The sequence below is a fragment of the Amycolatopsis balhimycina FH 1894 genome (assembly GCF_000384295.1).
Taxonomy (GTDB): Bacteria; Actinomycetota; Actinomycetes; order Mycobacteriales; family Pseudonocardiaceae; genus Amycolatopsis; species Amycolatopsis balhimycina.
Genome location: NZ_KB913037.1, coordinates 10006743 through 10020164 on the forward strand (window position 1 = coordinate 10006743; position 13422 = coordinate 10020164).

General features: G+C 68.5%; 4 protein-coding genes. All 4 read left to right on the plus strand.

The window, feature by feature from the left end; all coding sequences use genetic code 11:
• The first annotated feature begins 65 nt into the window (after positions 1–65).
• From A3CE_RS52890 to A3CE_RS57090, 4 genes are read left to right on the plus strand one after another with little or no spacing between them, the layout of a single operon-like run.
• A complete protein-coding gene (locus tag A3CE_RS52890) occupies positions 66–10856 on the plus strand; it encodes a LamG-like jellyroll fold domain-containing protein (RefSeq protein WP_125591396.1) in 10791 nt (3596 codons plus the stop codon).
• 23 nt (positions 10857–10879) lie between these two features.
• Positions 10880–11431, plus strand: a complete 552-nt coding sequence (locus A3CE_RS57085; protein ID WP_125591398.1) for a hypothetical protein — start codon at positions 10880–10882, stop codon at positions 11429–11431.
• A gap of 26 nt (positions 11432–11457) precedes the next feature.
• Entirely contained in the window at positions 11458–12876 is a 1419-nt protein-coding gene (locus A3CE_RS0146155) for a polymorphic toxin-type HINT domain-containing protein (RefSeq protein WP_026469517.1), read from the plus strand.
• Between the two features lie 10 nt (positions 12877–12886).
• The gene (locus A3CE_RS57090; RefSeq protein ID WP_125591403.1) at positions 12887–13411 is read left to right on the plus strand and encodes a hypothetical protein; all 525 of its coding nucleotides are present in this window, start codon (positions 12887–12889) and stop codon (positions 13409–13411) included.
• The last annotated feature ends 11 nt before the right edge of the window (positions 13412–13422 follow it).

A 13422-nucleotide genomic window follows, 5' to 3' on the forward strand; every position in this document is an offset into this window, starting at 1 on the left:
CCGGACGGCCGCCGATGTGGTGAACTCATCCGCCGTTCGTCGGGGATGGACATCGAGGGGGACCCGTGCGTCGTCGCGCCGCGAGATTTTGTGCTGCCTCCATTCTGCTGGGACTGGGGTTGTCGCTGGGCAGCGGGCAGGCCGACGCGGCTCAGCTGGCGCCGGGCCACCTGCCGGTCGCGGAGCTGGGCTCGTGGCTCGGGTCGCTGTTCTCCGGTTCCCCGCACTGGGGCGCGACGCCGCGGCAGGCGGCCGGCACGGCCGACGGCAAGGGGCACGACGCGAGCGCCGCGTCGACCCGGGCCACCGGCGGCGCGGGGAAGACGCCCGGCACCGGACGCGGTGAGCTGCCCGCCGACAACGGCCACCGCACGAAGGTGAACCCGGGCCCGAGCGGCGTGGCCTCCCGGGGCTTCGATCCCGCGACGAGCCGGCGCGACGCGGCGAAGTCGACCGCGACGATGAACTACTTCACCAACGCCGACGGCTCGGTCACCCGCGACTACACGCGCGGCCCGGTCAACTTCGCCGACGGCCCGTGGGGCTGGCGGCCGATCGACACGACCGTGCGCGGCGGCCAGGACGGCCGCTGGCACGAAACCGCCAACTCCCTGAGCGTGGACTTCGCCGCCGACGCGGCCGATCCGGCGCTCGCCAAGCTGGCCGTCGACAACGGCCACACGATCTCGTACGGGCTCCAGGACGCCCACGCCGTGAAGCCCCGGGTCGACGGCCACGCCGCGACCTACCCCGGCGCGCTCCCGGGCACCGACGTCACGCTCGAGCCCACGACCACCGGCTTGAAGGAATCCCTCGTCCTGCATTCGGCGGCCGCGGCGAACTCGTGGGTGTTCCCGCTGGCCCTGGATGGGCTCACCCCGCGGCTCGAGGCCGACGGCTCGGTGAGCCTGCTCGACGGGGCCGGCGCGATCCGGCAGCGGATCCCGCGCGGCTACGCCTTCGACGCGAAGGTCGATCCGGTCTCCGGCGTCCCGGCCACCACCTATGCGGTCGGGTACGAGCTGACCACGGCCGCCGGGAAGCCGGCGCTGAAGATCACGCTGGACCCGAAGTGGCTGGCCGACCCGGCCCGGGTGTTCCCGGTGACCGTCGACCCGACCTTCACCGACACGCCGTCTTCGACGTACGCGGAGATCGGCGCGCCGGGCGACCATTCGATGGAGAAGACGGTCAAGATCGGGTCGTACAACTCCGGCCCCGACTCGGCGAACACGTTCCTCCAGTTCCCGAAGGACCTCGACGGTTCCCAGGTCACGGTCAGTTCCGCGACGCTGAAGCTGTTCGACACCTGGGCGTCGACCTGCACCGCGGCCCGCCTCGACGTCGCCCCGGTGACGCAGGCGTGGACCCCGGCCGGGGTGAGCGCGTACCCGGGGCCGTCCTTCGGCGCCAGCATCGGCAACGTCACCCCGTCGGTGCCGAACGCGTGCGCCAACCGCGCGGCCGACCGGACGGTGGGCGACTGGGTGAACGTCCCGCTGTCGACGGCGACGTTCACCAACTGGGCCAACGGGTCCGCGTCGGACTACGGCCTCGCCGTGTACGCGGCGACCAACGATTCCCTGCACTGGAAGCAGTTCGACTCCTGGCTGATGAACGCCGGCTACCAGCCGGTGCTGTCGCTGACCACGAGCGGGAACGTGCCGCCGGTCATCGACTCGGCCTTCCCCGGTGCGGGCGGGACGACGACGAGCCTGGTGCCGTTCCTGTTCGCGACCGCCCACGACATCGACGCCGGCCCCAGCGCGCTGAAGTACCGCTACCAGGTCGCCGACTCGGCGGGCACGACCATCGCCGACTCGGGCCTGGTCAACGAGGGCACCTGGCGGGTGCCGGCCGGGAAGCTGAAGTACAACCAGACCTACTACTGGGCGGTCCAGGCCTACGACGGCTCGTCCTACTCGGCCGACCCGCCGTGGAACCCGCTCACCGTCTCGGTCGACCAGCCGCTGGTGACCTCGTCGCTGTCCCAGAACACCGGTGTGCACGGTGTCGAGCCGAGCATCGGCAACTACACGACGTCGGCGACCGACGCCGAGGTGCGCACCGTCGGGCCGGCGCTTTCGGTGGTGCGCAACTACAACTCGCGTGACCCGCGGTCCACCGGCGCGTTCGGCGCGGGCTGGTCGAGCGTGTTCGACGCGCGTGCCGCTGAGCAGTACGACTTCGACGGCTCCGGCACGGTCGTGAGCGTGCTGGTGACCTATCCGGACGGGTCCGAGGTCGGGTACGGCAAGAACGCCGACGGCACCTTCTCCCCGCCGGCCGGGCGGTTCGCCACCTTCAAGGCGGTCACCGGCGGATACAGCCTGACCGACAAGAACGACACCGTCTACACGTTCACCCAGGCGCTCGGCTCCGGCGTCTACCAGCTGTCGTCCATCGCGGACGCCAGTGGGCGGACGGTGAACCTGACCGTGTCCGGCGGCCGTCCCGCCGCGCTGACGTCCGCGGTGTCCGGGCGCGCCCTGCACCTGGCCTGGACCACGCCGGCGGGTGCGACGAGCCCGCACGTCGCGTCGGTCTCGACCGACGACGTCACCGCGGGCGCGCCGCTGACCTGGACCTACAGCTACGCCGGGGACCAGCTCACCGCCGTCTGCCCGCCCGGCACGACGACCGCCTGCACCAAGTACGGCTACACGTCCGGCTCGCCGTACCGCACCAGCATCCTCGACCTCGGCCCGCACTCGTTCTGGCCGCTGGCCGAGACAACCGGCACGACCGCGGCCAGCGCCGTGCTCGCCAACGAAGGCACCGACGCGGCCACCTACCACAACGTCACGCTCGGCCAGGGCGGTCCGCTGGCCGGGTCCGCGGCGACCGCGGCCGGGTTCAACGGCACGTCGTCGTACCTGCAGCTGCCGCGGGCGGACGCTTCGGCGCCGAACACGATGTCGGTGTCGATGTGGTTCAAGACCGCGGCCACCAACGGCGTCCTGTTCTCCTACAGCACCATGCCGCTGAGCGAGGCGACCAGCCCCGCATCTCAGTACACGCCGGCGCTGTACGTCGGCAACGACGGCAAGCTGGTCGGCGAGTACTGGACCGGCGGCACGGACAAGACGATCACCACGGCCAACCCGGTCAACGACAACGCCTGGCACCACGTGGTGTTCACGCACTCCTCGACCAGCCAGGGCATGTACCTCGACGGCCAGTTCGTCGGGCAATCGGTCGGCGCGATCGTGCCGATGGGCCCGCAGAACCGCTTCATCGGCGCGGGTTTCCTCGGCAACGCCTGGCCCGACCAGTCCCACGGCGGCCAGCCCGGCACCGCGACCTTCTTCAACGGCCAGATCGCCGACGTCGGCATCTGGGACCGGTCCGTGCCCGGCGTCCAGGAGATGCCGCTCTACCAGGCCGGCAAGCAGCAGGCGAGCCTGCTCACCTCGATCACCCGCCCGTCCGGCGCGGTGCACACGACCGTGTCCTATGACCCGGTTTCCCAGGCGGTCACGCAGATCGGCGACGAGAACGGCGGCACGTGGAAGTACGCGCCGCTCGCCGTCAGCGGGTCGAGCCAGGTCTACCGCGGTGCCGTCCTCGGCTCGCAGCCCGAGCTCTACCAGCGCCTCGCCGACGCGCCCGGCACCGCCTCGCCCGCGGGTGAGGTCAACTACCGGCCGTCGGCCTACACGAACGCGACGCTCGGCGTGACCGGCCCGTTCACCGACTCGACCGCGGCGAAGTTCCCCGGCACGGTCGGCGGCGTCACGCTGCCCGACCACCTGGTGAACGCGTCGACCACCGCGTCGGTCGAGCTGTGGTTCTCGACGACGTCGACCGCGGCGGGCACGCTGTTCTCGACCGGGAACTCGGCACTGGGTGCCGCGAACCCGTCCGGCGGCGCGATGCCGGTGCTGTACGTCGGCACGGACGGCAAGCTGCACGGGCACTTCTGGGACAACTCCGTCGCGGGCATGGCCTCGCCGGGCAAGGTGAACGACGGCAAGTGGCACCACGTCGTGCTCAGCGGCGCGAACACCAGCCAGGTGCTCTACCTCGACGGCCTGCAGATCGGCACGCTGTCCGCGCAGATCTTCAACTCCGACCCGCTGAACTTCGCCGGCGCCGGCGTCTACAACAGCAACGGGTGGCCGGCCGCGCCGTCCGGGAACACCTGGAACTACTTCAGCGGCTCGATCGGCGAGGTCGCCTACTACCGCTCGGCGCTGACCGCCGCCCAGGCCACCCAGCACTTCCTGGCCGCGGGCAACTCCCAGGGCCTCGCGCCGCTCACGACGTCGACCATCACCGACCCGGCGGGCAAGACGTCGGTGCAGCAGTACGAACCGGGTGCGGGCAACCACAAGGTGTCCGAAACGGACACGAACGGGAAGCGCACCACCTACGGCTACGACACTTCGGGCTTCCTGCACACCACCACCGACCCGAACGGCAACGTGGTCACCGTCGGCCACGACGTCCGCGGCAACGTGGTCTCGCAGACGACCTGCCAGGACCAGGCGGCCGAGAGGTGCTCGACGTCGTACTCGACGTACTTCCCGGACGACACCACCGCGCAGCTGACGACGGCCGACGCGCGCAACGACCTGATGCTGACCTCGCGGGACCCGCGGTCGTCGAGCGCGACCGATCCGGCCTACCTGACGACGTTCGGCTACGACACCGCGGGCAACCGCACCACGGTCACCACGCCGCCGGTGCCGGGCTTCCCGAACGGGCGCACCACGACGATCACCTACAGCGACGGCACGTCGGCGTTCCCCGCGGCCGACTCCGGGAACGTCCCCGCCGGGCTGCCGGTGAAGACGACCTCGCCCGGCGGCGCGGTCAACCGCATCGCGTACCTGCACAACGGTGACGTCGCGAGCACGACCAACGCCGACGGCCTGGTCACCCGCTTGACCTACGACGCGCTCGGCCGGGTGCTGACGAAGACGGCGGTCTCCGACAGCTTCCCGGCGGGCCTGGTCACGTCCTACACCTACGACAGCAACGACCAGGTCGTCTCGCAGACCGACCCCGCCGTGACCGACCGGGTGACCGGGGCGGTGCACACCGCCGTCGCCACCAGCGTCTACAACGCGGACGGGAGCATCACTTCCCAGACCGTCTCCGACAGCACCGGCGGCGACGCCGCCCGGACCACGAGCTCGACCTACAACGACAAGGACCAGGTCGCGTCCACCACGGACGCGAACGGCAACGTCACCACCTACGCCTACGACGTCTACGGCAACAAGAAGAGCGAGACCGACGCCAACGGCACCGAAACCGACTTCACCTACGACGGCGAAGGCCGGCTGCTCACCCAGGGCTTCTGGTCGACCGGCAACCCCGCCGACCCGAAGCCCGCGACGTTTGTGACCCAGAAGTCCAACGCCTACGACCCGGCCGGGCGGCTGGCGTCCGAAACCGACTCGATGGGCAACGTCACCGCCTACACCTACACCGACAACGGGCTGACCGCGACGGTCACGAAGAAGGATCCTGCCGGCACGCAGTCGTTCGTCGCCGAGTCGAACACCTACGACGCGGCCGGCAACCTCGTCGGCAAGGTCACCGGGAACGGCGCGAACACCTCGACGTCCACTGTGGACGCCGCGGGCCGGGTGTCCCAGGCCGTCGACGACCCGGCCGGCGCGGCGCGCACGACGTCGGTGTCCTACACCCCGGACGACAAGGTCGCGACGAGCACGCAGACCGACCCGTCCGGCCGCAGCCGCACGGTCAGCACCTCCTACGACCCGATGGGCGTGCTCACCTCCCGGTCGGTGGCCGCGGACGGGACCGGGCACCCGGTCGGCTGGTGGAAGCTGAACCAGACCTCCGGCACCACGGTCACCGACTCCTCGGGGACCGGCAACACCGCCGCGGCTTCGGCCGTCACGTGGTCCGGCGGTGCCGCGACCCTCGACGGCACGAGCTCGCAGATCGCCACCAACGGGCCGGTGCTCAACACCGCGGCGAGCTACACCGTGTCCGCCTGGGTCAAGCCGGCCACGCTCGGCTCGGCGTTCCAGACGTACGTGGTCCAGAAGGGCGCCGTGATGAGCGGCCTCTACCTCGAGTACGACGGCAGCAGCCACAAGTGGTCGTTCTCCCGGTTCGGCACCGACGCGTCCAACGCCACCGCCTACCGCGCGGAGTCGTCGGCCGACGCGCAAGCCGGGGTGTGGACGCACCTCGCGGGGGTTTACGACTCGGGCACCGGCACCATGACGCTGTACGTCAACGGCGCGGCGGCCGGGAGCACCACCGATCCGTCGCCGATGGCGTCGGGCGGCCCGCTGGTGATCGGCCACGGCTGGTACCTCGGTGCCAACGGCAACTACGCCACCGGCCAGGTCGGCAGCGTGCAGGCCTACTCGCGGGCGTTGACGGCCGCCGACGTCACGACTGTCTACAATGGAGGCCGTAACGGCGGCACCGTCGCCTCGTCGACGGTGGAGACGACGACCTGGGCCGTCGACCAGCGCGGGCTGCCGACGTCGATGACCGACGCGAACGGCAACACGACGTCGTACGCCTACGACGAGGCCGGAAAGCCCGTGGTGACCACCGCGCCGACTGTGAACACCGAGACGAACGGCGGCCCGGCCACCGCGGTGCACCCGGTCACCACCACCGGGTACAACACCTTCGGCGAGCCGGTCGAGGCGCTCGACCCGGACGGCAACCAGGTGACGACCGTCTACGACGCGGAGGGGCAGCCGGTTTCGGTCACCAACCCGAACTACACCCCGCCCGGCGGCGGCTCGCCGGTCACGGCGACGACCGTGCGCACGTACGACAAGCTCGGGCAGGTCGTCGCCGAGAAGGACCCGCTCGGCCACGTCACGACCCTGGCCTACGACCAGCTCGGCGACCTGGCCCAGGTGACCAAGCCGTCCGGCGCGAAGGCCGTGTCGACGTTCGACACCAACGGCGACCGGCTCTCGGTCGTCGACGCGAACGGCGCCCGGACCGAGGCGACCTACGACTTCCTGTCCCGGCCGCTGACGTCGACGGCGTTCGAACGCTACCCCTCGACGCTGACCGCGACGACGACGAACTCCTACGCCGCCTCCGCGAGCAACCCGGGCGGCGCGCACCTGGCGTCGACCACGACGCCGGCCGGCGCGGTGACGTCCTACGGCTACAACGCCCTCGGGGAGACCACGTCGGTCACCGACCCGGCCGGGAACACCACCCGGTACGGGTACAGCTACCTCGGGGAGCGGACGTCGGTCACCGCCGCCGACAGCACCTCGACGGTGACGGCCTACGACCAGTCGAGCCGTCCGGTGCAGATGACCCGCAAGGACGCGACCGGCGCGGCGCTCCAGCAGACGTCGGCGACCTACGACGCGGGCGGGCGCCTGACGTCCAGTGTGGACGGACGCGGCACCGCGCGGACGTTCACCTACGACGCGGGGAACCGCCTGGCGAGCGAGATCCAGCCGGTCTCGGCGACGGCGTCGATCACGACGTCGTTCGGTTACGACGCGGCGGGCAACCGGACCCGGTTCACCGACGGCCGCGGCAACCCGACGATCACCCGCTTCAACTCCTGGAACCTGCCGGAGGCCCTGGTCGAACCGGCCACGGCCGCTTACACCGCCGACGCAGACCGGACCTTCACCTCGGTCTACGACGCGGCGGGGCGCCCGGTCACGCAGACTCAGCCGGGCGGGGTGACCGTGTCGGCGGGCTATGACGACGACGGGAACCTGGTCAGCCAGTCCGGCAGCGGCGCCGACGCGGCGACCGCGACCCGGACGTTCGGCTACGACCCCGGCGGCCGGATGACCTCGGCCGCCACCGCGGAAGCGGGCGTCACCGGCCACTCGGACCACCAGGCGGCTTCCAGCGAGACCTTCACCTACAACGACCGCGGCGGGCTGCTGACGGCGAGCGGATCGGCGGGATCGTCGTCGTTCGCCTACAACACCGAGGGCCTGATGACCTCGCGCACCGACGCGGCGGGCACCACGTCGTACGGCTACGACAACGCCGACCGGCTCTCGGCCATCACCGACGCGGCCACCGGCGGCACGCAGACCCTGAGCTACAACACGCTCAACCAGGTCAGCGGGGTGAAGTACGGCACCGGCAACGCGCGGACGTTCTCCTACGACGGCCTGCACCGCCTGACCGGCGACGCGCTCAAGACGGCCGGGGGAGCGGCGATCGCGTCGGTGACCTACGGCTACGACGCGAACAGCAACCTGACGTCGAAGACGACCGCCGGGTTCGCGGGTACGGCGGCGAACACCTACACCTACGACCTGGCCGACCGGCTGGCGTCGTGGAACAACGGCGTCAGCACGGTGGCCTACGGCTATGACGCTTCGGGCAACCGGACCCAGGTGGGCTCGTCGACGTACACCTACGACGCGCGCAACGAACTGACGTCGGACGGGTCGAACACCTACAGCTACAGCGCGCGGGGAACGCTGCGCCAGCGCGCGTCGTCGACCGGCACCCTGGTGTCCTCTTCGGACGCGTTCGGCCAGATGGCCGTGCAGGGCACGCAGAACTTCGGCTACGACGCCCTGGGTCGCAACCTGACCGACACGACGATCGCGTCGGGCGCGACGACGACGTTCTCGTTCTCGGGAATGGGCAACACGATCGCGTCGGACGGCTCGTCGACCTACAGCCGTGACCCGGGCGGCGGCCTGGTCGGGATCGCGTCGGGCGGGAGCGGTGCGTTCGCCTTCGTGGACCAGCACACCGACGTGGTGGGGACGTTCACGGCGACCGGGGCCGCGCTGGCCGGGTCGACGGCCTACGACCCGTTCGGGAACGTGCTGGCGTCGGCGAACGGGAAGGGCCGGCTGGGTTACCAGTCGGGCTGGACGGACCAGTCGACGGGCAACGTGAACATGGCGGCGCGCTGGTACAACCCGGCGGTCGGGCAGTTCATGAACCGGGACACGGTGTCGAACAGCCCGGTGCCGAACCCGATGGAGGCGAACAAGTTCGCCTACGTCGACGACAACCCGATGACGGGAACGGACCCGTCCGGCCACGGCCTGTTCGACTGGATCGGCGACACCTTCGTGAAGCCGGCGGCGTCGTTCGTCTACCACCAGGTGATCCAGCCGGCGGCGCACTTCGTGAACACGTACGTGGTCCAGCCGATCGTGCACGTGGCGGTGGCGAGTTACCACGTGGTCCGCGACGTCTACCACGCGGCGGCGCGAGTGGTCCGCAACACCTATCACGCCGTGGTCAGGGTGGCGAAGAAGGTCTATCACGCGGCCGTGCATGTGGTGAAAACCGCGTATCACGCGGTGGCGAAAGTCGTGAAGACGGCGGCTCATGCGGTGGCGCACGCGGCGAAGGCGGTGGCCCACGCGGCCGTGTCGGCGGCAAAGACAGTGGGCCACGCGGTGGCGACGGCGGCGGTAGCGGTCGGTCACGCGGCGGCGTCGGCGGCGTCGCACGTGGCGACGTTCGTGAAGGACCACGCGTCGACGATCGCGGGTATCGCGGCGGGTGTGGTGGTCGGTGCGGCGTGTACGGCGGCGACGTTGGGTATCGGCGCGGTGGGCTGCGCGGCGATCGGTGGCGCGGTCGGTGGTGCGGTTTCGTACGGGATGGATTGTTCGAAGGCGCACAACTGCTCGGCGGTTGGCGCGGTCGAGGCTGTCGGTCTGGGTGCGCTTGGTGGTGCTTTGGGTGCCGGTTTGGCTGGTCCGCTGGGCGGCAAGCTGGTGTCGGATGCGTTGAACGGCGTTCTGCCGGAGGTGGCGACCCAGGGTCTGGTGGGTGCGGGCTCGGGGGCGATCAGCGGCGGTGTGACGGCGCTGGCCGGGTATGGGATGAACTGCGGCCGGAGCTGTTCGGTGAGTGGTGCGCTGTCGGCGGCGGGTTCCGGGGCGCTGGCCGGTGGTGTCGGTGGTGCGGCGTTCGGGGCGTTGGGTGGTTTGCGGGCGCGGGGCCGGAGTTCGGCGGAGGAGGAAGCTCCTTCTTCGAAGTGTGAGACAGCCGAGGCGCACAGTTTCCTCGCAGGCACGAAGGTGCTGCTGGCGGACGGCACTTCGAAGCCGATTTCGTCAGTGAAGGTCGGCGACCGGGTCGCGAACTCGCAGCCGGGTAAGGCCGGTGTGGAAGCGCATTCGGTCGATCGGGTGATCGTGACCCAGACGGACCACGACTTCGTGGACTTGAAGGTGAAGCCGAGCCGGGGCCGAAGCGCGGTGGGTCGTGTGGTGGCGGGCCTGGCTGTTGCCGCGGCGGTCGTTACGGGCGGCGCGGCGACGGCTTCGGCTGCGCCGGCGACGTTGACGACGACGTATCACCACCCGTTCTATGACGTGACACGCGGTGCGTTCGTGGAAGCGGTGAACCTGCAGGCGGGCGACCATCTGCAGACCGCGGACGGCGGCGAGGCGACAGTCGAGGAGGTCACCCCGTATCACTCGACGGAGGCCACCTACGACCTGACGATCGACCAGTTGCACACGTATTATGTGTTCGCGGGCGACATGCCGGTACTGGTCCACAACTGCGGCGGGCCGGTCATCGAGCTCAAATACAAGTCGAGCTGGAATGCGGAGCAACGCGCAGTGGCCGACCAAAAAGTCGCGGCATTGAATGCTGCGGACAGGCTGGTCGTGACGAATGCTGCTGAAGCTCGCGGCACGACCAGCGCTGCCGACGTTTGGAGAGCGGCGGGCCGGGAAATTCCCGCAGGATCTGACATCGACCATGTCGTCGACTTGCAACTCGGCGGCGCAGACGATATTTCGAATATGAGCCCGCTGGACCTATCGGTAAACCGAAGTCTTGGTCCGCAAATTGACCGCCAGATCAAGAAATTGGGGTTGAAGCTTGGAGATACCGTATGCAGTGTTATAATCCGTGATCGTTGTTAGTGGCCATATGTGGAGGTGGTGGGGTGGAGAGTGTGCCCCAAGAGATTTCCAGGGTGGTGCGCACAAGCGCGGGCTTGTGCGCGGTTTGGCAGCCGGAAGCCTTCAAGTCTATGGAGGACGATTTCGAACTTTGGGAGGATTGGGCTACCGAAAATCATGAAATAGAGAAGTCGATCAGTCGGGGCATCTTCGTGCCGCTCAATGTTGGCGGCGATGGAGTGTTTCAGGTGACGGTCAGAGTCGGCTCGCCTGAACTCGACCTCACCGAATCCGAGCGCAGGTATCGCCTCGTCGAATCGGAACCTTATCTGTTCACCTCATTGGGTTCCTTTGCGGTGGGCGGGATTGAGGATATCTGTGACGTTGATCGTGTCGCGGAAAACAGGTTTCCGCTGGCCGAAGGTCGATACTCGGTTGTGGTCAACCTGATCGATTGGAAGGCTGATCCGAATTCGATTGGCTCGGATGGTCGGCCGCTCCCGTCCGCATTGCCAGACTTCCTTGTGCTTGTCCGGCCGGAAGTGTCGTCAGCGGGCAATTTTCGGACAAAGGTGGAGACCTTTGTGAGGAATTAGTTTCTCCGGCGTCGGCGGCGTCTCATGTGGCGACGTTCGTGAAGGACCACGCGTCGACGATCGCGGGTATCGCGGCGGGTGTGGTGGTCGGTGCGGCGTGTACGGCGGCGACGTTGGGTATCGGCGCGGTGGGCTGCGCGGCGATCGGTGGCGCGGTCGGTGGTGCGGTTTCGTACGGGATGGATTGTTCGAAGGCGCACAACTGCTCGGCGGTTGGCGCGGTCGAGGCTGTCGGTCTGGGTGCGCTTGGTGGTGCTTTGGGTGCCGGTTTGGCTGGTCCGCTGGGCGGCAAGCTGGTGTCGGATGCGTTGAACGGCGTTCTGCCGGAGGTGGCGACCCAGGGTCTGGTGGGTGCGGGCTCGGGGGCGATCAGCGGCGGTGTGACGGCGCTGGCCGGGTATGGGATGAACTGCGGCCGGAGCTGTTCGGTGAGTGGTGCGCTGTCGGCGGCGGGTTCCGGGGCGCTGGCCGGTGGTGTCGGTGGTGCGGCGTTCGGGGCGTTGGGTGGTTTGCGGGCGCGGGGCCGGAGTTCGGCGGAGGAGCCGGCGTCCTGTCCGCTGCCGCACAGCTTCTTGGCGGGGACCAAGGTGCTGTTGGCGGATGGTTCGTCGAAGCCGATTTCCGCCGTTCGGGTGGGTGACTGGGTCGCGAACTCGCAGCCTGGCCGCGCCGGTTCGGAGGTTCACCCGGTGGATCGGGTGATCGTGACGCAGACGGATCACGACTTCGTGGACGTGAAGGTGAAGCCGAGCCGGGTTCGCCAGGCGGTGGGTCGTGTGGCGGCGGGCCTGGCGTTGGCGGCCGGTGTCGTGGCCGGCGACGCGGTGCCGGCGTCGGCGTCGACCTTGACGACGACGTATCACCATCCGTTCTACGACGTGACACGTGGTGCGTTCGTCGAGGCGGTGAACCTGCAGGTGGGCGACCGCCTGCAGACCGCGGACGGCAGCGAGGCGTCGGTGGAGGAGGTGACTCCGTACCACTCGACGGAGGTCACGTACGACCTGACGATCGACGAGCTGCACACGTACTATGTGTATGCCGGTGACGTCCCAGTCCTCGTCCACAACTGCGGCGGTGAGCTTCCAGGGCATCGGGCAGTGTGTGAATGTGCGAACGGTGCCAAGCCTGCGATGATCCGAGGCCCCAAGCCGGCCGGCACCGGGCCACACAATCTCAAGATTGCCGAAGTCGCCGAGCAAGTGACGGACGGTGATGTGATCGCGGGTGGTGGTACGCTGCCGGAACAAGGGTTCTCGACGCCCGGTGGATTCAAAGGTTCGCGTCGTCCCGACATTCTCGTTGAGCGGGAGGACGGCACACAGTACGGGATCAACGTCGGGAAACAGTCAATGCGAACCGGTGCCCCCATCAGACGTGAAGCCGAAGCCATCTCGGATCTTGAAGGAATCGGCATGGAGATGCACTTCGTGTCTTACAACTAGCGAGAAGCCTGTGAAATTTACTTTCTATTTCCATGCCAGTCGTGAGGAAATCGCCGCGTTGGCCGGAGAGTGGTCGACCGAGTTGGGTGCGTCGTTGGTGGCGGAGAGGTTCTTCCCTGGTTACGAAGCCTGCCTGTTGGATGCGAATGAGGCGGGTCGGGTTATCCGCGAAGATGCTACGGTAAACCGAATTTCGCTGGTTCCAGACGAGGTTGAATTGAATGTCGCATCGGCTTTGAACTTTGCTAAAAAGAACCCCGGTTCGCTCTTTATTCTTCTTGGCAAGCAAGACGATTTGCGCCTCAAGGAAACCGTCGTATCAGGTATGTCGGACGACCCGGCTATTGTGCGCAAATGGAAAAGTATCCGCGACCGTGTCAGGCGTTCGATGATCAAGATTTCGAGGGTTGAGAACACCGTCACGGGCGCCTCTGTTGAAGTAACGGGTCATTACTGTACCCATGAAGTCAAAAGGCTCGCCGACTCAGGTCTTTTGCTTGTGGGGGGAACCGAGTGGACTAGGTATACGCTCTGATCTGCACGGTC